Source organism: Neobacillus soli NBRC 102451 (assembly GCF_001591665.1).
GTDB lineage: Bacteria > Bacillota > Bacilli > Bacillales > Cytobacillaceae > Neobacillus > Neobacillus soli.
Map to the genome: position 1 here is coordinate 61,535 of NZ_BCVI01000007.1, position 21,478 is coordinate 83,012.

Here is a 21,478-nt window from a genome sequence, read left to right on the forward strand (position 1 = left end):
GTATGTAAGGTTCATGAATATATGAATGAAAACCTTCTTAAAACGCAAGCCAAGATAGATAAATACACAGAATGGCGGCAGTAAGGAGAATGATCATTGTTACAAGATTCCTTCGAAATTTAATACCATACGCACAAAAGAAAATAGCTGCAGCAAATTTGGAAATACTTCGAAAATAAGCTTGATTCGAGAAAAATGAACTGCTGAAAATAATCGAAATAAGCAAAGTTGTAGAAATTAGTATTTTAAACCACCAAGGCTCATTTAAGAATTGCTTAATCATAAATGTGATCCGCTGCATGTCGGTTGTTACTCCCTCCAAGAAACTATTAAATTTCATTTCTTATCAAAAAAGAATGGCCGATATGCAGCCATTCTTTAACTAATTTTTTTTCATCGGTAATGTGCATTAATGATTATTTTTTCGGCATTCTCGACAACTTAATGAAAACTCCCAAACCCGCAAAAAAGAATCCTAAACAGAATAAACTACCTGGACTTCCCCAAACAATATCATTGATCACATTAAATACCCCCACTATATGTAATTACAGTACTATTTTACCATGTATACCGAATTATTAGGTATTTTCTTTTTAATATAGAGTGACTATTACAGTCACCCCCATTATCTTCATAACTTTATAATCCCTTGAAAAATAGAGCACAAATAGCTAAAATGATTAATCCAATAACGATAAATGGACCGACACCTGTGCTATATACAATGTAAATGGTAATGTGGCGAAAAGCATTCACAATTAGATATAGGAATAAAACAACAGACAAAAAAGTGATTAGAGGCATATTTTTATTTCTTTTCAAAAATGCCAGCCCCTTTGTGGAAGCTCATTAACAAATAAGGAAAAGGAATCCAAATAATAATAGGTTCGTCATTTTTCAAGTGTTATAGCTTTACTTTTATAAATTAAAGTCCGTTAATAAATCTATGTTTTCCACATCTTGTCTTATTCTAAAGGATAAATTATTTTTTCTTCAATGTACCTTTGGAACAACCTGTAACTGAGCGGTAATATAGGATGCTCTACTTTACAGGTGAAACCTTTCTCTTCCTAGCACTGTTTAAATCATTCGCATTCCAATACGCCATGCCAGTTGCTACCAAAAGTAGCACCCCAGTCACAATAAATACACTTTGGATGGGGAAAATCCCACCAAGGAAGCCTCCAATCATCGGACCTGTCATCCCGCCGATTTGGTTGGCCGTTTGGTTCAAACTAAATGCCCTGCCGCGGAAGTCATCCGGGGTTGACTTGACTACAAGACCATTTAAAGCCGGGTAAACCGCACAGAAGAATATTCCAAACACAAAGCGGATCATCGAAAATCCCCAAATTTGACTGAACAGAATTTGCGCTAATGTTCCAAGGCCGCCACCTAATAACCCAATAAATAGAACGCGTTGGAATCCTACTTTGTCAGCCCACTTCCCCCAAACAGGAGCAAATAAGGCACTTGCGATTCCGGGAAGCGAGAACACAACACCGGCTAATAAGGAAGCCTTATCAGTAGAACCACCCAGTTTCACGATATATAAAGGAAGCACTGGTTCAATCGTCATGACCGAACAACTAGTTACGACCGTGAGAATAAGGACAAGCATGAACGGACGATTGTTGAGTGCAATTTTAAAGTCATTTTTAACAGAGCCCTTTTCCTTGCTCGGCGTAAAATTTTCCTCGATTACCCAAAAAATAATCAGGAGGGTCGAGAAGAAAACGATGATGCCTGCACTGGCAAATGCCCATCGATTCCCAACAAGGTGAGCAATCCCACCGCCCAATAAGGGTCCAAGGATCCCGCCTGATGCCGACGCGGAAGATATCAAAGAAAGTGCATAGCCCACCTTATTACTGGGCGTATTAGTACCAATCAGAGCGATTGCACCAGGAATAAATCCACTTAATAATCCCTGCATGAGTCGTAATCCTAATATTTGATAGGGATTCGTAACAAAAGCCATTAACGTATAGATAATAAAGAGGGCAAATCCTGCCCGAACAATCATCGGTTTTCTGCCATATTTATCGGCCATTCTCCCCCAAAACGGCGAGGCAATCGCTCCGGCAAAAAAAGCCGAACTAAATAATAGGCCTGACCACAACTCCGTATGTTCGTTCACACCAATTTGCAGAAGGAAAATTGGCAAAAAGGGAATAACCATGGAAAAGCTCGCTGCTGTAAAAAAGACCCCAATCCAAAGTACCCATAAATTACGTTTCCACCTTAGCACGCTGTTCCATCTCCCAAATGATTGATCAAAGAATTGATAATCTATATCTTTTCCTATAATCATTTTTTCTTTTGTTTGTTAATAATAGCATAATGTTCATTTATTTTCATTTCCGAAATATTCGATTATCGAAACGAAGTGGGTGGAATAAGAGAATCATTAAGTATAATGACCTGTTATTTCGCATGTTTTTCAATACCAAATTCACAGCGTGCATATCAGATATTAATCAATTTTATGGGCTTTTATTAAAGACATTTTGCTAGTTTCCTTGGCGAGTTTTGTCCTTAATAACCCTCATTAAAGACATTTTGCTAGCTTCCTTGGTGAGTTGTGTCCTTAATAACCCTTATTAAAGACATTTTGCTAGTTTCCTTGGTGAGTTTTGTTCTTAATAACCCTCATTAAGGACATTTCACTAGTTTCCTTGGTGAGAGTTATTTCCCTTTAGTCATCCTACTTTAAATAAGTATATTGCCTCTGTTAATACGAACCAAAAAATCCCCTAAACTATAGAGGTATACCTCCAAATTTAAGGGAAAGGGATGCACTGAAGCGCCTGTCAGTCATCAATTTGATTACCCCGGGACCAGACTACGACTGGGATAAGCAGCAGTGAAAGGACTCCTCCTGCAAGTGAAAGTGCTGTATAACTGGAATGAGCTACGACCATACCAGAAAGTGCTCCACCCGATGCCCCTGCCAAAGCAATCAAGACATCAACAGATCCTTGTGTCTTTGCCCGATTCGACAGGTTCGTTGCATCCACGATGAGCGCTGTACCGCTAATAAAGCCAAAGTTCCAACCAAGACCGAGCAAAGCGAGAGCAATGATAAGGACTAACAAAGAGTCAGCAGGGGCAACAGCAGCTAGAACACCCGCAGCAAGGAGAATGGCACCTGAAACGATAGCCATTGTCGTTCGACCAAACTTATCTGCGAGGAAACCGGTTACGAGGGATGGCAGGTACATGGCACCAATATGGAAGCCTATTACCAGGCCAACCTCTTTTAAGCCAAATCCATGATGCCTCATGTGTACAGGTGTCATTGTCATGATTGAAACCATAACAATCTGAGTTAAGACCATGATTGTGACCCCAACAACAATTCCACGCTTATTTATCGTGAGTTTGCCAGATTTCTCTTTTATAACATTACCCACACCCGCTCTTTGCACATATGCAATGGCTTTCGCCACAACGAGAGGATCCGGGCGAAGTAATACTAGTAGTACCAAACCAGCAAGGATGAAGGCCGCAGCTGCCAGAATGAATGGACCTGCTAGAGCTGGGACTCCAATTTTTAGTGCGAATCTGCCCATTACCGCAACTAAGTTGGGACCTGCGACCGCCCCCAAGGTAGTTGATACCATGGCGATACTGATTGCTGTTGCCCGCTGTCTAGCATTTGCCAGGTCTGTCCCCGCATATCGTGCTTGCAAGTTGGTTGCCGTTCCAGCTCCATAGATTAATAGGGAAGCAAAAAGAAGGATAATATTATTAGTTACGGCTGAAATGACTACTCCGACTCCGCCAATACCACCTGTCAAAAATCCTGCTGCGAGTCCTGCACGCCGTCCAAACCGTTGGGAGAGCCGCCCTACAAGTAATGCAGCTATAGCAGAACCCAAAGTGATCAACGCAACCGGTACCCCGGCAAAACTATCTGTACCCAGCATATCTTGTGCAAGAAGTGCCCCAACAGTTACACCGGCCGCTAGTCCGGCACCGCCAAATATTTGTGAAATAACAACAATGATTAACGTCCGTCGATATAACTGCCGCTGCTTTTCTGGTGAATCAATATAACTTTGTAACCATGTCGGCTGTCTTTCTAAAGCTCTTGCATCATCAGGGGTATGTGGCATTACTTAGGGCTCCTTTCTTGGGCATATTAGGACATACCATCAAATCAATCATTTTTTTGATGATAGCCATGGTCTCCATATGGCTGAACCTGATCTAGCCATTTTTCCTCAAGCTTTCGCAGTTCTTCTTTCTCATCAAAATATCCCGTTTCCTTCTTTTTAAGGATTTCTAGTACTTCAATTTCAAAGGCATCCTTACCATATTCCAGCCATTCTTCTTGAAGCTCCTTATTTCTATTCCCGCCTGTATCAAGCATGAATTTCAACCCATTTAACGTTTTCAAATTCTTCGTACTTCCAATAAAGATCTTGTGATTTTTCGTGTTTTTGATTTGATAAATCCCCGCTTCAATCGGTGTTTCTTTATATAACTGCTTCAGTTCTTTTTTTCGGTCCATTTTAATACCCACCATTCTAAAATTTACTTTTTCAACCAGTATTCGCTTCCATCCGGCATTCGGTCTAAAAATCCATATTCAATCAAATACCTTCTTATTAATGCATAATCATCATGAAAGGGCATCAAAGCTTGATTTAAATCCTTTTCATCATACGTTCTCTCTCTATTTAAATGCTTGACAATCTCGCTTAAGACCACAAGCTTTTGCTTCTCTTTCAACGGGAACTTCCTTAGCCTTCCTCCCATTCCATCAGGAAAGTATTTCTTCACAATTTCCGCTCGTTCCACTTGGGTAATATTGTATCGCTCATCTAGCATCTTAGCTGTTTTAGGAACTGGTATAAATATTGGAGCATGTTTGTCTTTTTCTTTTAAAAGTTCCATGATTGTCAAGAATGTTTTCGCCTGCCGTTCCTTCTCCTTAAGGGCAAACCGGTGATGCCTAATTGTCGAGGCACTGCCTATCCCGGTTATCATTTGCACTTCTGCATCATTTTTACCTTGATAAAATAAACGAAGGAGATGATTCTGATGGTCAGTCAGCCCAGTGAATTTTTTATTAAGTCCAATTAGATAACCAAAAACCGAATCATGGGTATTTTCAATATGAATCTTCATAAACCTTTCGGCCTCATAAAGAATCCCATCGTGCGGGTAAATAATCCCCTTCTCCACTTTTTCACCGCACAAAAGGCATGTATAAAAATCAGATTCCTCCATAAATCCCTGTTTAAGCCCTTCAATCGAAGCATTCCAAAAAAGTTCCGAAAGCTCCATTCCTACAAACACCTCCCATTAATATCACGAAGTTATAAACATATAATAAATTTGTTTGCTTATTCATCAACACATTAAAATAAAGTTTATTGGTTGTCAATAAAATAAATATGTTAATTAAAAACATGTTTCCATTTGTCATTGGTTGTCTGCCCAAATAAAGTAGTCAATTTCATGGGATTGGGTAATTAATTAATCCATCCGGCTTCGGACACCGGGACATACGTATAGTCACTTTAAAGATATTTTATTAATAAAGTCCAAAATTCACCTGAAAACTATAATTACTTAGCATTTATGTATATACAACCGAAACAAAAGTATAAAAAATTCGTCAATGATATTAGAGGCGGGTGGGTGCGATGAGGAAAATATCGAGCTTGTTCATTTTACTAATGATGATCTTAACAGGCTGTCAAACAGGCACATTAAATCATCAAACAGTCATTGATTGGATAGATTTCATTAAGTGGAATGGAAAAATGTATGATGGGATTTATACTGGGGCTTTAGCCGATGAAAAATACATTGGCGAAAAACTTGGCGAGGTCAACTTTAAAGTAGCCGATAATATCACGGATACCGATTATAAAATTAAAAATGGAGATGCTGCCTTCCATGAAAAAGGAACAAACTTTTTTACCATAAAAGGGTCCCCTAATTTAATCGCTGTAAAATCTTTCCGGGCCATTAATGGCTACGCAATATACTATTCAAGAGATGATTCAGGGTACAAATGGCAATTTAAAAACATGCCAATCGAAAAAGTAAATAGAGTTGAAATTTATCCAGCATATACATCAGAAGCCCCCGAACGAATAGCGGAAATAAAAAATCCTGAACAAATTTCCCATTTCCTTCAGATTTTAAAAGATAGTAAAGAATCCCCAAACTTCGAGCCAAACACGGAAAAAGGTGACCCTGATTATTATTACATGGTCCTGTACACCGTGGATCCAGTTGCCTACAAGTTTGATCTGCTCTTTGATGGCCACACTTACTATTGGTATCTGGCGGAACCGTCCATTTTATCTAATGATATACAAGCTTTTTTCCCAAAAAAATAATGCTATGCAGGGGTGCACTATCAACTAAAGCCAGGATGAATACCCCTGGCCTTTTCCAATTCTTTCAACCCCACTTTTAATTCCCTTAGGAAACTTTTACGTGAAGTATTCCAATTTAGCATGGGGAAAAAACTTTTCCATATAGGAATAAAGATGACTTTTTATATCCTCTTCTTCCTCTTTTTGATAAATATATTTGCCTATTCCGTATTTCCCCCATTTATATCTTCTTGCCGACTCATCTAATTCTAATTTCGTCATAGGGTAATTTTTTTCAATTACCCTTTTAGCTGGTTTAGTGAACCGGTGTTGAATAAACTCAAATGTAATATCCTTCCGCGCTTCCATCGGTAATTCATCATCGAGGCGCTCAAACATATGATAGTAGCCATCCTGCCACCCTTCATGCAGGTAGATCGGTGCCACGATAAATCCCAGCGGATATCCCGCCCTAGCCACTTTCCCAGCGGCCTCGATTCTTTTAGCTAAAGGTGAGGTACCCGGTTCAAAATTCTTTATGACATAATCGGCATTTACACTAAATCTGAATCTCGTTTTTCCATTATGTTTCGCATCGAGTAAATGATCAACGTGATGAAATTTAGTGACAAAGCGCAGCTTTCCAAGCTCAGAATTCCCGAAGTGTTCAATCGCCCGCTTTAAGGTATGTGTCAAATGATCGATTCCGACAATATCAGATGTACAAGATGCTTCAAATCTTGTGATTTCCGGTGCACGTTCCTCCATATATTGGTCAGCAGCTTCCAAAATATCGTTCACATTTACGTATGTACGAATGTAAGGCTTCGTTCCCATCGTCGTTTGCAAATAACAATAATGACAATGTCCCATACAGCCCGTTGCAAACGGAATTGCATATTCTGCTGAAGGCTTTGATGTATCAAACTTAAGGGTTTTACGAATGCCCACAACCAGTGTAGACTTTGCAATCCTGTACCTTTGAAAATCATTGTCACCTGGAAGGTTTCTTATTTGATTATGTGAGGTGGTATAGCGAATTTCCACATCCATTTTTTCAAATTTTTCTTTTAGCTCTACCCCAAGCGGGTAATCCAACGCTTTTGGTTCAAAATATACAAGTTGAGGAGTAAACGGTTTATTCATGTCAGTACCCCATTCTATTCATACCCAAAATACTCCTGGTAGACCTTCATTGCATCAGCCTCACTTGAATAAACAGCCATTTCATTTGTTAAAGGATAATACGTCTCATAAAGGAATATGGCCAATTCACCGGGATTCTCCGGATTATTGACTACTGCTGCCGCCTGGACATTTGCAACATCCTGTGTATGTGGGTTTCGATAAAAAACGTAGACAACATCCCCGGGATTGTATTGATTATAATCATTAGTTAATTCCACTAGCATCACCGTCCTTATTATCTTTCAAAAAATAATTTCATCATGAAAAAACGGTATATTATGGAAATATTATGTTAAAGATGAATCTTTCGTTGTATTTGTTAGTGTTTTTGCATTTTCATCCATCTCTCCGTAACCTGTTACATTTCCGGCATGTTTTTCATGATATTTTGAGCCTGAACCAGGTTGAGTAGCGGATTGATCTAATTGTCTTTCATTATTATTTTGTAGTTTTGGCAATGGAATCACCTCCTATGTCCCTTAGGATTTGTAAAATTGGTGAAGTTATTCGGGTCCTGGAAAATAGAAATTCTTTTACATACCAATTTCTCTTTTTTATAAATAATCGCACTTAAAGAAGGTATTTTATTCATTGGTTGGTTAAAAATAGTAACAAACATACTTATTAGGAGTGAATGGTGAATGATCAAATTACAATCAGCGATTGAAGGAAAAAGAGCTAATTTTGGTATAGTTAGAAGTGTATTTGATTCTTATGGATGTAGTTTTTGCAGTAATTTTGACTATGATCGCGGTAAATTTGATGCTTTATTATGGCGTGAAGGCGGGGAATCTATTTATTTAAGAGTCCCTATTTATGTTTTGGATGGAGAACTAGATCATTCAAATGCCTATATTCAGTTTGGAACCCCATTTGTCATTAAACATGTTGTAAATACCGGATTAGATTATGATGAAAACTCATTATTGACCGCCACAACAGGGCTTGCTCAATTTCAAGAACCATTGGATAAAGATGGGAGTATTAGAGATAAGAGTCGCTGGGAAAAAGCTGGTGAGGAAACACTTGAGCGAGTTTTGGGCTCGATTAATGGTTTATTAAGTTCATAATAAAGTGTTAGATAACTAATAAAAAGCACCTGAAATTGACACATTCATAAAATGCATAACTTAGAATACATGATATTTTACCTAATTACTAAAAAACACTCAGGATGACTGTGTCATCCTGAGTGTTTTTTTAATCCTTCTTCAATTTAGATAAATCTGTTTCCTCACCGAACTCTGTAGCATAATTAAAGTTCCCGGTGCTTTGTCTATTTTCTTCATGCACCTCTTTTCGCATAGGTGCAAATAAAAGACTCACACAAATCAGTCCACTTATGCCAACAAGAGAGTAGATTACTCTTGACACAACGGACCCTTGTCCACCAAATATGGCAGCAACTAAATCGTATTGAAAAAAACCAATTAATCCCCAATTAATTGCACCTATTATAACTAAAATTAAGGCAATTCTGTGTATCATTCTCATGGTTCTTCACCTCCTTTTTTTATCTTTTACTATAAATTCGGTTTAATGCTAAAACATAGGAAATTTCATCTTAAATGTATGAAAAATAAAGACGAGTACTAATCGTACTCGCCTGCGGTTCTAACGGCGGTGTTCAACAAGGTCAATTACACCTAATACTACGTGCGCTAAACCGAAACCAAACACAGTATTTGCAACCATTTTATTCGTACCGCGCTTTTGCTTCAATGCATAACCTGTCGCAGTAACAGCTGTGCCTAATGCAGTTGGAATTAAGCCTTCACGAATATTCATCGGTAATTTCCCCCACATCGTAGTTAGTTGGTGTGTCTAACACACCATTTTTATTCTTTCCTGGGTAAAGTGAAATATTCTAACCATCATTTATGAATGTTCAATAACTAAAAAAGCATATGAAAAAAATCTCTATCAGGTGCTTTTTTACGTAGGAAAAAGTTTACATATGACAATCTATACTCGTGAACTATACTTTGTAATAGTGTTTTAACTACATTGCTTTCAGCCACCATGAACCACTCCTTTTTTATGTAGAAATATATTAGTAAAACTTTTTAGGTTATTTCCACTAGATTAGTGGAAAATTAATAAAAACTAGTAAAGGAGAAATATCAATGAGCAAACTAACTTTAAAAGAAAAGGTTGTTAACATAATCTCTAATCACAGAACAGGAATCCTTTCATCGGTTGAAAATAATAAGCCCCATGCACGGTATATGACCTTTTATAATGATGACTTAACACTCTACACACCGACGAAACGGGATACGGAGAAAATAGATGAAATCGAACATAATCCCTTCGTATCTGTTTTGTTAGGTTATGAAGAGAAAGGACAAAGTGATGCTTATGTTGAAATTTCAGGCACGTCTACCATGACTGATTTACAGACTTTGAAAGATCAATTCTGGGACGAATCTTTTAAGAAATGGTTTGACGGTCCTGATGATCCGAACTACGTGTTTCTTCAAATCCAACCAGAAACTGTCCGTATTTTAAATCTAAATGGAGAACCACCAGAAGAACTGACGTTGGAAAATTGACGGGAAAATACAGTTATTAATTTGTTTCTATCCATTACCCTCCCTCATTGGCTCTTCTTATCATTAGTATTTTTCATCGAAAAGAAGAGCCATCAATGTTTTCCAGGTCTTCCCTCCACACTTACCATTCCACCGTAGCGCTTGATAGACGTTTTACTCCCCGGATTGATGCTATTTCCTCTACAAGTCTTTGCATGGCAAGATTCTTCTGCTTGGCTTCAATCATAATGTCAAAGTCTTGATTAAGTTCCTTTGCTATTTTCAAAAAAGGGTGGATGAAGTTTAAAGAAACAAAATCTGCATGGGAACGATAAGCTTGATCTGACTTTGGCGAAGAAATGTGGACTTTTGGTACAGTATTCAAATGACTCCAGCTATTAAATATGCGTGATAAATAAAGTGGAAGATCAACCTCGCCTTTATTTGCCATATAGTGATGATAATCCAGTATCATCGGGATATTCTCTTTTTCACAAGTAATAAGAGTTTCCTCAACATCATAGGTCTTATCATCATTTTCAAGGGTCATATGCATTTTAATTTTGTTTGGTAGCTTTTTTAAATTTTGATGGAAACGGTTTACGGACGAAGCTTTATCCCCATAAGCTCCTCCAATATGAATATTAATAATTCCCCTTTCCAGCGCGTTCATCGCTTCAAGCATCGTAAAATGGTATTCCATATCTTTCACGGCATTCATGGTCACTTCTTCTCGGGGGCTTGTGAAAAGGGTAAATTGGTTTGGGTGAAAGCTTGGACGGAGCTTAAATTGTTGTATTAAGTGCCCAAGTTCTTCCCATTCGGATTTGAAGGGAGTCACAAAATCCCACATCACTTCCGGATGGGTGGCTAAAGGAACCAGCGAGCTTGAAAAACGATATAATTCTATTTCGTGCGCAATATTATAATACAAAATTCTTTTCGTATGATGTAAATTTTGGGCAGTTACAGATTGAAGCTTTTCCATTCGCTCGTTTTTAGGAAGAGCTGAAAACCGTGTAAAAGTTACGGTTTTTGATGGACTTGCATCCCATAAGCCTACTGCGGTCGCCACATACCCAAATCGAATCTTCATTAGATTTCCCCTTAATTAATTCAATGATAAAACAAATTAAGTTAAGTTATTCGTTTCGCAGCTCGTCAACAGCCACTTAGTAAGTCAAATACAGAGAACACGGTTATTTTTCTAACCGTGTTCTCCTAGAATCAGGTGGGAATAACTTAACCCGATTTGATAACTGTTAACAATCACCAGACTTATTTAAATGCAATGGGGGAGGAACAAGCCAGCCTTTTTCCTTATTTAATCGAAGAACCTTTAATCCGAGTGCCGCTTTTTGCAAATGAAATTGTCCATACATCATGGCTACATCTTCCCTGATTGATTTACCCATCGCTTGACTAAATGCTACTAATCCAGCTGCGATATCAACCGAAAGTGTTGCAGCGATTGCTGGGTCAGGAGTTCTAGCCCCAACCGGGATATCCTCCAAACATGCTTGCGGCGGCTCCGGTGCTGCTGGCGGTAAACCGACCCCATTCTCCTTTAATATTTCTTCCACTTGTTTCTTTTCCTGCTGGCATAACTCAACGGCTTCTGCTAATAACTTTTTTAAATCATCGTCTCCTGCATGGTTGATCATGGTTTGATAACCTGCGATCATACCATTGCCTGCTAATAATGAGGCCCAAAGATCAAAAACCTCACCGTAGTGCAAAGGCTCTTCCTTAGGATTTCCACTTAAAATTCCCATTGTTGCCCTCCTTAGTGTATAAGTAAATTTATTCATTCCCAGTGCCACCTTTCCTGAAGCACAATTGTAGTCTTTCCAACCACCTCAGCAGGTATTCTTTATTTCCCCCATACTGACCATTCCACCTTAGTACTGGATACACATTTGACTCCTCTGATAGATGTTATCTCTTCGATTAGTCTTAGCATGGCAAGGTTCTTCCGGATAGCTTCAATGCTTTTATTTACAATTCCTTAAGTTTGTGTGATATTTATCACAACATTCATCAATGAAAATAATTATCATTTATATGGGAGATAATTAAAAATAACTATCATTTGGAGTGATAATGATGAACCAGGCGATGAAAACAATTGAAGGCTGGTATTGCTTACATGATTTTCGACTGTTTGATTGGACAAAGTGGAAATTAGCCACTGAAACTGAACGGGAACATGCCCTTTATGAATTTAAATCGTTATTACATAAATGGGAATCAGTTGAGACAGAACAGAATGGCAGTCATACGGTGTATACAATTGCCGGGAACAAAGCAGACATCATGTTTATGGTACTAAGACCAACCATGAAAGAACTCATTGAAGTGAAAACGGAATTCAATAAAACAGCCCTTGCTGATTTTACCAAACCTGCCTTTTCTTATGTGTCTGTAATAGAAAAAAGCAGCTATTCGCAGATGGCAGCAAATCCGTTGGAAGACCCTGCAATGAGAGCTAAACTCTACCCAACCATTCCAAAAGCGGAATATATCTGTTTTTACCCAATGAGCAAGCTGCGAGGGGAGAAAACAAACTGGTTTATGCTGCCGATGGAAGACCGAAAAAGATTAATGTTCGAACATATTGGTACCGGAAAGCCCTATTCCGAACAGGTAAGACGAATTGTAACCGGTTCTGTCGGCTTTGATGACTTTGAATGGGGAGTTTCCCTATTTTGTGATGATGCCCTTCAATTTAAGAAATTAATCTATGAAACAAGATTTGATGAAGTTAGCGCTGTTTATGGCATCTTCGGGTCCTTCTATATCGGGAATTTATTAAAGCCTGAGGGCGTCCATGCGTTTTTTAGTCTTTAATTATAAAAAAGATAAAGCAAGAGCAATCAAGTTTGCTCTTGCTTTTCAATGAAAGTTCTCGGCTTTTCAATTTTTTTCGAATGAATAATGTCCTTATGATAGACCCACTTTTTCAAAATGTTCAACGGTCGGAAATGGATCATAAAAATGATGTAATTGCTTTTTCCATTCTTGATACTCGTTTGATTGTCTAAACCCAACTGTATGATCTTCTAATGTTTCCCACTTCACCACAAATAAATATTTCCCATTCACTTCCATACAACGCTGTAAGTCGTGAGATATATATCCTTTCATTGAAGAAATAATTCCTGAGGCCAGGCGAAAGGCTTCCTCATATTCCTCTTCCATCCCTTGCTTAACCTGAAGCATCACGGCTTCCAATATCATGGAATCTCCCCCTTTTTACATAGTATATTACATTACACTCTTTGAATTAATTCATTGCAAGTTCTTAATCATATTGTACCAAATAACCCCGCCATGTTCAGAGGTTGACACACCTTTGTTTAGGTAGCCATGATTTTCATAGAACCGAATTAAGTCCGCCTTACAAGTAAGTGTAATCGTTTCACGGCCTTTTGCCTTCGCTTCTTTTTCAATTTGTAAAAGTAACGCGGATGCCACGCCTCGTTTTTGAAAATGCGGTGACACCGCTAATCCTAAAATACTTTGATGACCGCCAGATGCCGGATTTGCCTTTAAATCACTAAAGAGGTCGTCTGTTATATATGCTTTTTCAATGACGGGCCCATTGACCAAACCGATAATCTCGCCCTCTTCCTCAGCTACAAAGAAACTTTCCGGAATGACTTGAATGCGCTTTTCAAACGCTTTCTTGGTCGCTGCCTCTTCTTTTGTAAAGCAAAGCTGCTCGATGACTACAAGTTCAGATAAATCTTCCATTTTTACATTTCGTATTTTTACCATATCCATCATTCCCCCCAGAAAAGTAGTTTCATAAAGATGATTTTTTATATTCAATTAGCCAACAATCACGATATTTTCCTTCGTGGAACTCGTGATTCGGGAGTAATCGAATCTTTTTAAATCCGCACTTTTCATAACATGATATTGCCCGTAAATTTGTTGTTTGAGAATCCATAATCACCCGAGTCGCTTGTTTCTTCTCAATTAAATACTCCAACATTGACTTTACAAGTAATGTCCCAATTCCTCTGTTCCAATATTCGGTTTCGCCAATGAACTGGTTCATACCAAAAGTCGTTTCTTCTTCATCATAATTGTCTATTGAACTTGTTGTCTCATTTACCTGATAAATCTGTATGTATCCGATACTTACCCCTTCATACTCGATCACACATCTAACAATACCATTCTCCCGATGATAAAACTTCTTATTTACTTTTTCCAAATCAAAGGAATTGTCCCGCCCTTCATAAAATTCTAGAACGGAAGGGTTCGAAAGCCATTTAACAAGTAAATGCTTGTCTTCAGGCTGCAATTGGCGCACTTTAATATATCCATTTTCAAATAACAAAAAATCACCTTCTTTATGATTAGTTAGTCTTGAATTTAAAACTATTTTTTTCTCATTGTTAAATAACTTAGACATAAATAAATAATTCCAATACATAATAGGAAAATTTCATTTTTAGCTCCCAGTGCCCCATAAGAAATAAAAAAAGTGATCACCAAACCAATTCCAAGCACTAAGCAAAATCCAGTATAAAAAATTTTCATTGCTTTAATTTTGAGCTTGAAGGAGCCAATTACAGTGATTAAACCTATAAGAAAAAGGATCATTAGAATGATCAGGGGTGAACTGTCAGTTGTGGAATTTTCATTTCCTGTATTTAATGCTTTTGATAAAGCCATTCCAATGAAAGACAGGATACCGAATCCTATTGCTGCAAAAATAGTCAACAAGCCTACGATAACGCTTAAAGTCCTTGTATACCTATATTCTTTCATTTGGTCACCTCTTACCCTTTTTGTGATCTTTTAAAATTGTTTAATTATGCTAGACACCATCAAGGAAAGGTAATTTAGATATTTCAGTTTACCGGTTTTCTATCACACAAAAAACGCTTTTATGGAGACCTTTAACTCATTTACAAGTTCTCCTCCTGAACATCAAGGTTTTTATAAAAATCATCAACAATTGGGTGAATATCCGGTTCGGTATAATAGTAATCGTCATTTACCTGCGTTAGTGTGAATTGAAAGGGTTCTTTGCCATCTTGGAAAAGATTAATGGAATAGCGCCAGCCGCTTCTTGCTTCTTGATTTTCTTGCGGAATAAACTTTATTTCTTTAATTTGAGCTAAAAATTCATTGATAACAACATGGTCTGTAATTGTTTTTTTGTACCCAGTACTCCCGTCTACAATCGCTATCTTCGTCACATGACCAAAGTCTCCCTCATAAAATTCAGGTAACGTTTTGGTTTCTAAACCACAGCCAACTAAAGTTAACATTAATAATAAAATTAGACCCATTAAATTTCTCATCATTCATCACCCTATTGTTTTAGACGTGTAATTTTTATGTAAAAACTCAAAAAATCTGCTTAATTTATTGCCTTTTTGTTCCGGGAGCGATATCCACACGCTATAATATTATAAAAGGGAGGCGAAGGAAATTGAATAAAAACATAAGTCTATTTTCGCTCATTATTTTTTCATTTTCATTTCTCGTTTCCTGTGATGCTACAAAAATAGTTGACCAAGACTATGAGAAAATAACTTTGTACGTTATGGAAGATAATAAATATGAAAAAGTTTCGGAACTTAGGGATAAAGAGAAAATAAAAGAGCTAGCTGATTTAATAAATAAAGGCAAAAGAGAAGATCCTAATGTAAGTTTTGAAAAAGGTCCCGATGGCTTACTTGTTTTTGAAAAAAAGGATGAGAAATTTGAATTACCCATTTTTATTGATTCGGGCAACATTTATAACAAAAAATACTATGTGACATGTACTATTGATATGAGGAAGTATTTTGGTGCTGATTGGTGATATATTCCTTTTGTTTTTTTAAAAATGGGGCCAGCAAATGGGATTCCATAAGAAAATTTATATAATAAAATTAAAATTACTATACCTCCACTTGCTGAATGAAATAGGGTCCAAGAAAAAATTCATGAGTATGGATATATGTCCATGAGAAATCTTTATCCACCACATAAACATCAGTTAAATATCCATCAATTTCATTTAATATGTCGTCCGCTTTTAAACCTCTAGCGTTTTCAAGCAATAATGTATTTTCATTGTTTTGATAAAAAATATAACAAGCTTTATCATAGCTAAAAACATGCCATAAGTGCTGATGAAAATAAATTTTTCTTTTTTCGGATATACTAAGGTGCTTGGCGAATGCTTCTTCCCACTGGTTCCGAAGCTCTTTTCCTTTGTCTTTCAATTCAATAACAAGGATTCCCTTGTCTTTTAACAAGTCTATCTGCTCTATTTTAAACCCTCTCCTTCTCCCATAAATTGAATAAAAGCACACGAGTACATTAATTTATTCGGATATCCATTCATATTGAATATCAGGTAAATTTTCTTCATTTTCATGTCCTCTTCCAATGATTCCGAATCCATGCCTTTCATAAAATCGTTGTGCGTTTTCATTTACTTCAAATGTGGATAATGTTAATCTCCCACTTGATTGGGCCTTAACTTTATCTAGTAATGTTTGGCCTATACCGATTCCTTGATAATCTATATGAATATAGAGTTGGCTTATTTCCCTTTCATTATAGGCAATCATTCCAACTACTTTTTCATCAAGTAATGCTAAGTCTATTTGAAACTGTTCGGGTAATAGATGATTTAAAAAATAAACGTGATTTTCAAAGCTGTGAATTTCTTTCTGACCAATCGCCTGTTCCTTACTATCTCGCCACATTTCCACTGTTTGCACAGCGTACATGGGGTAATACTGGGTAATTTTGATTTTACTTTGATTCACAACAATATCTCCCCTTTATTTTTGTAGAATGCTTCATGTTGTTTTCCATTTTTTAAATCGATGAATCCTACCCGTCGCGAGTTTTTCCACTAATTCAGCCACGCATAAAACAAAAAACAACATAATTCTCCTCTTAAACTAAAAAGTTTAATTCAGTTAAGAATCTGCTAAATTTTTTTCTGTTCATAGCATAATTATATTTATGTAGCTCATAAAATAAGCTTCTTTCTTTTTCTTAATGCAGACTTTGCTTTTTGTCTTTCTAATCAGTCAATTTTATTATAGCTAAAAATCTGCCATTAGTGCTGATAAAAATAAGTTCACTTTTATTAAAAAAAAGAAAAAATGCTTTTAGGAGGATGAAAAAATTGGGAGAAACACCAGCTAAGTTAAAGACAAAAGCTAAAAAAATAAAACAGGATCTATTTATTTTAGTTGAAGCCTACAAACATCCAAATACACCTTTATATGTTAAATTGTTAGCGATCATTATTGTAGCATACGCATTTAGTCCAATTGATTTAATTCCTGATTTTATTCCAGTGCTTGGTTATTTGGATGATATTATCCTTATACCATTAGGAATTACTTTAGTATTGAAATTGATTCCTAAAGATGTAATTCAGGAGTGTAGTGAAGTTGCTGAGAAATCAAGCATGTTAAAAAAGAAAAATTGGGTTGCAGGGACAATTATTATACTTTTGTGGGTTGGAATGTTTTCTTGGATAATTTCAATATTTTTTAGATAAGAACGGAAAAGAAGGGATTAGATTAATTTACTACACCTGCTATTAGTTCAAAAAAAAGCCGCCAGGAAATGGCAGCTAATCTTAAAATTCGAAAACCCTCATTATTCGCTAAGGCTAAGCACCAATCTGATCAAGAAATAGTAGTTTAAGTTTTTTCCTTGCTCTGTATATCCTTGTTTTAACCGTGCAAGGATTTAAATCAAGGACATGGGCAATTTCCTTTTCTTTTAATCCGTGTCCGAGCTTGAGTAGGAGCACGTCCTGATATTCCATCGTTAGTTTCCTAATGGCACAATGAACTTGCTCCACTAAATCTCCTGTTTCCACTTCCTCTTCCACGTTTTGCTCCATTACTTTTCCTAGACATTCAAGCATTTCCTTTTCCATCAGGATCCCTTTCTTTTTCCTTTCAATACGAACAAAATCAATCGCCGTTCTAGTTGCAATCACAGATAGCCAAGCACCCACCTTCGACTCCTCTTCAATCGTTTCTATTTTTTTCAAAGCTTTTATAAACGTTTCTTGAACGACATCCTCTGCCAACTGCAAATCTCTTGTAATCGAATAACTAATATGAAAAAGCCGTTTATAAAACATTCTATATAGTTCCGTAAAATCAATTTCACTCACCATTCTTCTCCCCTATCCATACCCTTACTCCACTAGCCTTAGAGAAATATTTACTTTAAACAAATCGCCATCCGTTTCAATTTCAAGGCTGCCTTCATGAAGGTCTATGATGGATTGTGCAATGGCAAGTCCCAGCCCGGAGCCTTCCGTATGCCGTGATGTATCTCCGCGTTTGAACCTTTCAAACAGTTCATCATTATTGTCATTTAATTCATATTTTGAAACATTCTTAAACGTAATCACCGCCTGGTCGTTCAGTGTGGATATAGTAATATAGACGCGAGAGTGTTCCAGTGAGTATTTAAGGATATTTCCGATTAGGTTATCAAAGACACGCCATAGCTTTTGGCCATCAACAAAGGCATAAACGGGCTTCTCAGTGTTTGAAACTCGGAACTGCAGACTGGATTCGGTTATCGTTTCATCATATTCGGCCAGTGCTTGCTGCAATAGCTGGACAAGGTCCACTCGATCCTTCGTCAATTCCATATTGCCGCTGGCCATTTTTGACACTTCAAATAAGTCCTCAATTAACACCTTTAACCGCTTTGATTTCCGATCAATAATCTCAAGATAGGCGGCCCTGTCCTCACTTGACACGTCTTCTGTTTTTAATAACTCGGTATACGTAATGATTGAAGTTAGCGGTGTCCGCAAATCATGGCTTACATTTGTAATTAGCTCTGTCTTAAGCCGTTCACTCTTCGCCTGCTCGTTCTGTGAGGTTTTAACTCCCTGTTTTAATACATTGATGTTGTCAGCAAGCACGGTGAGAACCGAATTTCCTGCCACCTGCAGGTTCTCTCCCAGCTTACCCGCAGCCAACTCATTTGTTTTTTCAACGATTCTGTTAAAATAACCGATTTTATTGATCAAAATCATCACCATTGGAATCCCAATGACCGCTAGAAGCAGTAGATAAAAGAAAATTAAAATTGGGTGGATGATAACACTCATGGCGCCTAACCCCAGACCAAATACAATGGCTAAAAGAATAAACAATTGCGTGCCTGTACTTTGATGCAAAAATGCCACTGTTAAGCTTTCCTTAGTTTTATGAAAAAGCGCACGTATTTTCTTTCCAGCTATATTCAAGAATGCTTTTTCCCATTGCTTTTTAAAATTTGCCCAATCCTTTTTTTCTCCAGCAAGGAGTTTATACTGTACAAAAGTAAGAGTTAAAAAAAACGTTCCAACAATCAGACTGATTCCTATATCCAAGCCAAAAGTAATTGGATTATCAATTATGTTAAGAAATTCGTTATTAACAATCATCAATGCGAGAAGGAGTCCAATTCCTGAAATGATGAATAAAATTGTTCTTACATCAATGGGAACCTTTTTATAATAAGGCCTCCATTTTTCCACGTCTGCTGGGATCTCCATCTTTTTGGAAATAAAGAAGCATAGAATAAGAGCGAGTATTCCAGCCGCGGAATAGACCCATAAAATCATTTGCGCATTCTGATAGAAATTGTAATCCTCTATGATAGGACTTGATGTAGAGAGGTGCTTTGGAACAGCAATTTTTCCTTCCAATCTCCCAGTCGTCGTGGGAAGAAGAGAATCCGCGAGTTCTTCGTATCCTTGAAAACTGTAATGAATCGCATCGTCTCTTGAGATGGTCATATTTTGTACATACAGCATATCTTTGGAGTTAATCGTAACTTCTTCTGAGTCTTTCATATTTGTATAGACTTTACCTGTTTCATTGCTCTTAAAATAATAAAGAAACGATTCCTTATAAGTAGAATTATACATGTCTCTTCTATTATAATATTCTTCTAATTTCTTTTCTTTTTCCTTTATGACCTTCGCCCTGACGTACTCATCGTCCTGATAATTTTTCTCAATTTCCTCTATTTTCAAATTCAATTCAGTTGATAGAGCATTCGCCACCACTGTATTGTCTTCATCCATGGCTTTCTGTATTTTTTCTTCATACTGCACCTTGGTGTTTTGGGTTTCTTCCGGGTAGTTACCATATTGATTCCGATAATCATCAATCTCGTCATCCGTAACCTTAATCGTCTTTTTTGCTTCCTCCAATGTTATTTGATTTAGCTCGAACGTGCTTACATACCCAGTGAACTCATCGAGCTTGCTTAGGAAGCCTGTTGTTTTAAAATAGTCACGATAAACGTAATCACTGCCATGGGTGAAAAGAGTTAGTAGCCCGCTTAGGCCAACCATAAATAAGAAAGCCCAGACGCAAATCAAGATTCTACTTTTCCATTTTGTAGCCAATGCCCCACACCACCTTTAAATATCTTGGATTTTTCGCATCAATTTCAATTTTTTCACGAATTTTTCGGATGTGGACCGCTACTGTATTTTCTGCGTTATAGCAAGGCTCTTTCCATACCTTTTCATAGATTTCGTTGATTGAAAATACCCGGCCGGGATTTGTCATCAGCAGTTCCACGATTTTATATTCAATTGGCGTAAGCTTCACCGGCTCGCTATGGACCGTCACTTCTTTGGCCGATTGATCTAATGTGAGACCATTTAAATTAATTACTTTTTTTATGCCTTCAAACGTACCAAAGGTGACATACCTTCTCAGCTGAGATTTCACGCGGGCCACGAGCTCCATCGGATTGAACGGTTTTGTTACATAATCATCCGCTCCCACTTGTAGACCTAGTATCTTATCGGTATCTTCACTTTTTGCACTTAAAATAATAATCGGTATGTTTTTCTGTTCACGAATCTTATATGTAGCAGAAATGCCATCCAGCCTCGGCATCATAATATCTAAAATAATCAGATGGACCGGGTGTTCATTTATTATCTCTAATGCTTCGATCCCATCCTTGGCTTTTAACACGGTAACTCCTTCATTTTTTAAATAAATCTCAATGGCGTCCCGTATTTCCTTTTCATCATCAACAACCAGCACAAAGTAATTCTCCATCTTCCCCCTACTTTCTAGTAGCTCTATCATTATCTTAATAGTAAACGGAAAATCTTAACATTCATTTAGAGAATTTCTTAAGAATTTCTTAATATTTTTGGAAAAAGTCTTCTAAAATAGAAAAATAGGATTATTGTTGTGGATAAGTTGCTGCTGTTTGGAGCAACAAAAGATTAATATGTGGCTTTGACTATGGGGACGACCGTTTCATTTACCCTGAAGTCGAAAATGGTGGACACGCGGGTAATGGAGTGTGGTTTCATTTACCGTAACGAGGAAAATCGAGGACCTTCGGGCAATGGAAGGCGGTTTCATTTACCGTAAT

Annotated in this window: 28 protein-coding genes; 6 read left to right on the forward strand and 22 right to left on the reverse strand. The window is 37.2% G+C overall.

All coding sequences use genetic code 11. The features are described from left to right. Window positions 1-37: 37 nt before the first annotated feature. From BSO02S_RS04230 to BSO02S_RS04255, 5 genes are all read right to left on the reverse strand, one after another. The gene (locus BSO02S_RS04230) at window positions 38-301 is read right to left on the reverse strand and encodes a hypothetical protein (RefSeq protein ID WP_066062960.1); all 264 of its coding nucleotides are present in this window, start codon (window positions 299-301) and stop codon (window positions 38-40) included. Window positions 302-1,045: 744 nt separating this feature from the next. Beyond that, the gene (locus BSO02S_RS04240; RefSeq protein WP_066062965.1) at window positions 1,046-2,254 is read right to left on the reverse strand and encodes an MFS transporter; all 1,209 of its coding nucleotides are present in this window, start codon (window positions 2,252-2,254) and stop codon (window positions 1,046-1,048) included. Window positions 2,255-2,816: 562 nt separating this feature from the next. Next, a complete protein-coding gene (locus BSO02S_RS04245) occupies window positions 2,817-4,124 on the reverse strand; it encodes an MFS transporter (RefSeq protein ID WP_066062970.1) in 1,308 nt (435 codons plus the stop codon). Window positions 4,125-4,168: 44 nt separating this feature from the next. After that, entirely contained in the window at window positions 4,169-4,522 is a 354-nt protein-coding gene (locus tag BSO02S_RS04250; protein ID WP_066062977.1) for a GIY-YIG nuclease family protein, read from the reverse strand. Window positions 4,523-4,545: 23 nt separating this feature from the next. Further along, entirely contained in the window at window positions 4,546-5,301 is a 756-nt protein-coding gene (locus BSO02S_RS04255; protein ID WP_066062980.1) for a DUF2087 domain-containing protein, read from the reverse strand. Between the two features lie 362 nt (window positions 5,302-5,663). Here BSO02S_RS04255 and BSO02S_RS04260 point away from each other — a divergent pair, with 362 nt between their 5' ends. Then, entirely contained in the window at window positions 5,664-6,368 is a 705-nt protein-coding gene (locus BSO02S_RS04260) for a hypothetical protein (RefSeq protein ID WP_066062986.1), read from the forward strand. 96 nt (window positions 6,369-6,464) lie between these two features. On the opposite strand, the gene splB is transcribed toward BSO02S_RS04260, so the two are convergent. From splB to BSO02S_RS26850, 3 genes are all read right to left on the reverse strand, one after another. Further along, window positions 6,465-7,493 carry a spore photoproduct lyase gene (gene splB / locus BSO02S_RS04265; RefSeq protein WP_066062987.1) on the reverse strand — a complete coding sequence of 343 codons (1,029 nt, stop codon included), beginning with the start codon at window positions 7,491-7,493 and terminating at the stop codon, window positions 6,465-6,467. Between the two features lie 14 nt (window positions 7,494-7,507). Next, entirely contained in the window at window positions 7,508-7,753 is a 246-nt protein-coding gene (locus tag BSO02S_RS04270) for a transcriptional regulator SplA domain-containing protein (RefSeq protein WP_066062990.1), read from the reverse strand. Window positions 7,754-7,822: 69 nt separating this feature from the next. Beyond that, window positions 7,823-7,993: a hypothetical protein gene (locus BSO02S_RS26850; protein ID WP_157081379.1), complete on the reverse strand. Its 171-nt coding sequence runs from the start codon at window positions 7,991-7,993 to the stop codon at window positions 7,823-7,825. Window positions 7,994-8,176: 183 nt separating this feature from the next. Between BSO02S_RS26850 and BSO02S_RS04275 the strand changes: the two genes are divergently transcribed. After that, window positions 8,177-8,605, forward strand: coding sequence for a YugN family protein (locus BSO02S_RS04275; protein ID WP_066062993.1), 429 nt, complete (start codon window positions 8,177-8,179; stop codon window positions 8,603-8,605). Between the two features lie 130 nt (window positions 8,606-8,735). Here the strand turns inward: BSO02S_RS04275 and BSO02S_RS04280 are convergent, their stop codons facing one another. Beyond that, the gene (locus tag BSO02S_RS04280; protein WP_066062996.1) at window positions 8,736-9,029 is read right to left on the reverse strand and encodes a DUF378 domain-containing protein; all 294 of its coding nucleotides are present in this window, start codon (window positions 9,027-9,029) and stop codon (window positions 8,736-8,738) included. A 120-nt stretch (window positions 9,030-9,149) separates the two neighbouring features. After that, on the reverse strand, window positions 9,150-9,323 hold the full coding sequence (locus BSO02S_RS04285; RefSeq protein WP_066063001.1) for an asparagine synthase: 174 nt from the start codon (window positions 9,321-9,323) through the stop codon (window positions 9,150-9,152). 338 nt (window positions 9,324-9,661) lie between these two features. Here BSO02S_RS04285 and BSO02S_RS04290 point away from each other — a divergent pair, with 338 nt between their 5' ends. Continuing rightward, complete coding sequence (locus BSO02S_RS04290) at window positions 9,662-10,090, forward strand: pyridoxamine 5'-phosphate oxidase family protein (RefSeq protein WP_066063004.1); 429 nt, start codon at window positions 9,662-9,664, stop codon at window positions 10,088-10,090. A 121-nt stretch (window positions 10,091-10,211) separates the two neighbouring features. Here the strand turns inward: BSO02S_RS04290 and uvsE are convergent, their stop codons facing one another. Further along, the gene (uvsE, locus tag BSO02S_RS04295) at window positions 10,212-11,165 is read right to left on the reverse strand and encodes a UV DNA damage repair endonuclease UvsE (protein WP_066063007.1); all 954 of its coding nucleotides are present in this window, start codon (window positions 11,163-11,165) and stop codon (window positions 10,212-10,214) included. Window positions 11,166-11,331: 166 nt separating this feature from the next. Further along, window positions 11,332-11,844, reverse strand: a complete 513-nt coding sequence (locus BSO02S_RS04300) for a DUF3231 family protein (RefSeq protein WP_066063010.1) — start codon at window positions 11,842-11,844, stop codon at window positions 11,332-11,334. 331 nt (window positions 11,845-12,175) lie between these two features. Between BSO02S_RS04300 and hemQ the strand changes: the two genes are divergently transcribed. Continuing rightward, window positions 12,176-12,919 carry a hydrogen peroxide-dependent heme synthase gene (gene hemQ / locus BSO02S_RS04305; RefSeq protein WP_066063013.1) on the forward strand — a complete coding sequence of 248 codons (744 nt, stop codon included), beginning with the start codon at window positions 12,176-12,178 and terminating at the stop codon, window positions 12,917-12,919. A gap of 93 nt (window positions 12,920-13,012) precedes the next feature. On the opposite strand, the gene BSO02S_RS04310 is transcribed toward hemQ, so the two are convergent. From BSO02S_RS04310 to BSO02S_RS04330, 5 genes are all read right to left on the reverse strand, one after another. Further along, window positions 13,013-13,309, reverse strand: a complete 297-nt coding sequence (locus tag BSO02S_RS04310) for an antibiotic biosynthesis monooxygenase family protein (RefSeq protein WP_066063015.1) — start codon at window positions 13,307-13,309, stop codon at window positions 13,013-13,015. Window positions 13,310-13,360: 51 nt separating this feature from the next. Next, complete coding sequence (locus BSO02S_RS04315; protein WP_066063057.1) at window positions 13,361-13,849, reverse strand: GNAT family N-acetyltransferase; 489 nt, start codon at window positions 13,847-13,849, stop codon at window positions 13,361-13,363. 28 nt (window positions 13,850-13,877) lie between these two features. Further along, entirely contained in the window at window positions 13,878-14,420 is a 543-nt protein-coding gene (locus BSO02S_RS04320; protein WP_066063064.1) for a GNAT family N-acetyltransferase, read from the reverse strand. Window positions 14,421-14,461: 41 nt separating this feature from the next. Beyond that, window positions 14,462-14,854, reverse strand: a complete 393-nt coding sequence (locus BSO02S_RS04325) for a hypothetical protein (protein ID WP_066063016.1) — start codon at window positions 14,852-14,854, stop codon at window positions 14,462-14,464. A 140-nt stretch (window positions 14,855-14,994) separates the two neighbouring features. Further along, on the reverse strand, window positions 14,995-15,393 hold the full coding sequence (locus BSO02S_RS04330; RefSeq protein ID WP_235846866.1) for a hypothetical protein: 399 nt from the start codon (window positions 15,391-15,393) through the stop codon (window positions 14,995-14,997). A 131-nt stretch (window positions 15,394-15,524) separates the two neighbouring features. On the opposite strand from BSO02S_RS04330, the gene BSO02S_RS04335 reads away from it, so the two are divergent. Then, a complete protein-coding gene (locus BSO02S_RS04335) occupies window positions 15,525-15,899 on the forward strand; it encodes a hypothetical protein (protein WP_066063022.1) in 375 nt (124 codons plus the stop codon). 79 nt (window positions 15,900-15,978) lie between these two features. Here the strand turns inward: BSO02S_RS04335 and BSO02S_RS04340 are convergent, their stop codons facing one another. Both BSO02S_RS04340 and BSO02S_RS04345 read right to left on the reverse strand, forming a co-directional pair. Continuing rightward, window positions 15,979-16,338 (reverse strand): DUF4275 family protein, encoded by a 360-nt coding sequence (locus BSO02S_RS04340; RefSeq protein WP_066063025.1) that lies wholly within the window; start codon window positions 16,336-16,338, stop codon window positions 15,979-15,981. A 69-nt stretch (window positions 16,339-16,407) separates the two neighbouring features. Beyond that, window positions 16,408-16,857 (reverse strand): GNAT family N-acetyltransferase, encoded by a 450-nt coding sequence (locus tag BSO02S_RS04345; RefSeq protein WP_066063028.1) that lies wholly within the window; start codon window positions 16,855-16,857, stop codon window positions 16,408-16,410. A 359-nt stretch (window positions 16,858-17,216) separates the two neighbouring features. Between BSO02S_RS04345 and BSO02S_RS04350 the strand changes: the two genes are divergently transcribed. Beyond that, window positions 17,217-17,606 (forward strand): YkvA family protein, encoded by a 390-nt coding sequence (locus BSO02S_RS04350; RefSeq protein WP_066063031.1) that lies wholly within the window; start codon window positions 17,217-17,219, stop codon window positions 17,604-17,606. Between the two features lie 114 nt (window positions 17,607-17,720). Here BSO02S_RS04350 and BSO02S_RS04355 read toward each other — a convergent pair whose 3' ends face one another. Genes BSO02S_RS04355 through BSO02S_RS04365 form a run of 3 tightly spaced genes read right to left on the reverse strand, consistent with a single transcriptional unit; the run spans window position 17,721 to window position 21,153 of the window. Further along, a complete protein-coding gene (locus BSO02S_RS04355) occupies window positions 17,721-18,239 on the reverse strand; it encodes an RNA polymerase sigma factor (protein WP_174524218.1) in 519 nt (172 codons plus the stop codon). Between the two features lie 21 nt (window positions 18,240-18,260). Then, window positions 18,261-20,483 (reverse strand): sensor histidine kinase, encoded by a 2,223-nt coding sequence (locus BSO02S_RS04360; RefSeq protein WP_066063034.1) that lies wholly within the window; start codon window positions 20,481-20,483, stop codon window positions 18,261-18,263. Continuing rightward, window positions 20,461-21,153: a response regulator transcription factor gene (locus BSO02S_RS04365; protein WP_066063037.1), complete on the reverse strand. Its 693-nt coding sequence runs from the start codon at window positions 21,151-21,153 to the stop codon at window positions 20,461-20,463. The genes BSO02S_RS04360 and BSO02S_RS04365 overlap by 23 nt, the downstream gene beginning before the upstream one ends. Between the last annotated feature and the right edge of the window lie 325 nt (window positions 21,154-21,478).

What these genes read in the sequence shown, in the direction of transcription:
- BSO02S_RS04285 (WP_066063001.1), bottom strand. Translation starts at nt 9,323, where the DNA reads ATGAATATTCGTGAAGGCTTAATTCCAACTGCATTAGGCACAGCTGTT.
- splB (WP_066062987.1), bottom strand. Translation starts at nt 7,493, where the DNA reads ATGAATAAACCGTTTACTCCTCAACTTGTATATTTTGAACCAAAAGCG.
- BSO02S_RS04260 (WP_066062986.1), top strand. Translation starts at nt 5,664, where the DNA reads ATGAGGAAAATATCGAGCTTGTTCATTTTACTAATGATGATCTTAACA.
- BSO02S_RS04315 (WP_066063057.1), bottom strand. Translation starts at nt 13,849, where the DNA reads ATGGTAAAAATACGAAATGTAAAAATGGAAGATTTATCTGAACTTGTA.
- BSO02S_RS04280 (WP_066062996.1), bottom strand. Translation starts at nt 9,029, where the DNA reads ATGAGAATGATACACAGAATTGCCTTAATTTTAGTTATAATAGGTGCA.
- BSO02S_RS04230 (WP_066062960.1), bottom strand. Translation starts at nt 301, where the DNA reads ATGCAGCGGATCACATTTATGATTAAGCAATTCTTAAATGAGCCTTGG.
- BSO02S_RS04325 (WP_066063016.1), bottom strand. Translation starts at nt 14,854, where the DNA reads ATGAAAGAATATAGGTATACAAGGACTTTAAGCGTTATCGTAGGCTTG.
- hemQ (WP_066063013.1), top strand. Translation starts at nt 12,176, where the DNA reads ATGAACCAGGCGATGAAAACAATTGAAGGCTGGTATTGCTTACATGAT.
- BSO02S_RS04330 (WP_235846866.1), bottom strand. Translation starts at nt 15,393, where the DNA reads ATGAGAAATTTAATGGGTCTAATTTTATTATTAATGTTAACTTTAGTT.
- BSO02S_RS04250 (WP_066062977.1), bottom strand. Translation starts at nt 4,522, where the DNA reads ATGGACCGAAAAAAAGAACTGAAGCAGTTATATAAAGAAACACCGATT.
- BSO02S_RS04310 (WP_066063015.1), bottom strand. Translation starts at nt 13,309, where the DNA reads ATGATATTGGAAGCCGTGATGCTTCAGGTTAAGCAAGGGATGGAAGAG.
- BSO02S_RS04350 (WP_066063031.1), top strand. Translation starts at nt 17,217, where the DNA reads ATGAAAAAATTGGGAGAAACACCAGCTAAGTTAAAGACAAAAGCTAAA.
- BSO02S_RS04255 (WP_066062980.1), bottom strand. Translation starts at nt 5,301, where the DNA reads ATGGAGCTTTCGGAACTTTTTTGGAATGCTTCGATTGAAGGGCTTAAA.
- BSO02S_RS04365 (WP_066063037.1), bottom strand. Translation starts at nt 21,153, where the DNA reads ATGGAGAATTACTTTGTGCTGGTTGTTGATGATGAAAAGGAAATACGG.
- uvsE (WP_066063007.1), bottom strand. Translation starts at nt 11,165, where the DNA reads ATGAAGATTCGATTTGGGTATGTGGCGACCGCAGTAGGCTTATGGGAT.
- BSO02S_RS04275 (WP_066062993.1), top strand. Translation starts at nt 8,177, where the DNA reads ATGATCAAATTACAATCAGCGATTGAAGGAAAAAGAGCTAATTTTGGT.
- BSO02S_RS04245 (WP_066062970.1), bottom strand. Translation starts at nt 4,124, where the DNA reads ATGCCACATACCCCTGATGATGCAAGAGCTTTAGAAAGACAGCCGACA.
- BSO02S_RS04300 (WP_066063010.1), bottom strand. Translation starts at nt 11,844, where the DNA reads ATGGGAATTTTAAGTGGAAATCCTAAGGAAGAGCCTTTGCACTACGGT.
- BSO02S_RS04290 (WP_066063004.1), top strand. Translation starts at nt 9,662, where the DNA reads ATGAGCAAACTAACTTTAAAAGAAAAGGTTGTTAACATAATCTCTAAT.
- BSO02S_RS04355 (WP_174524218.1), bottom strand. Translation starts at nt 18,239, where the DNA reads ATGGTGAGTGAAATTGATTTTACGGAACTATATAGAATGTTTTATAAA.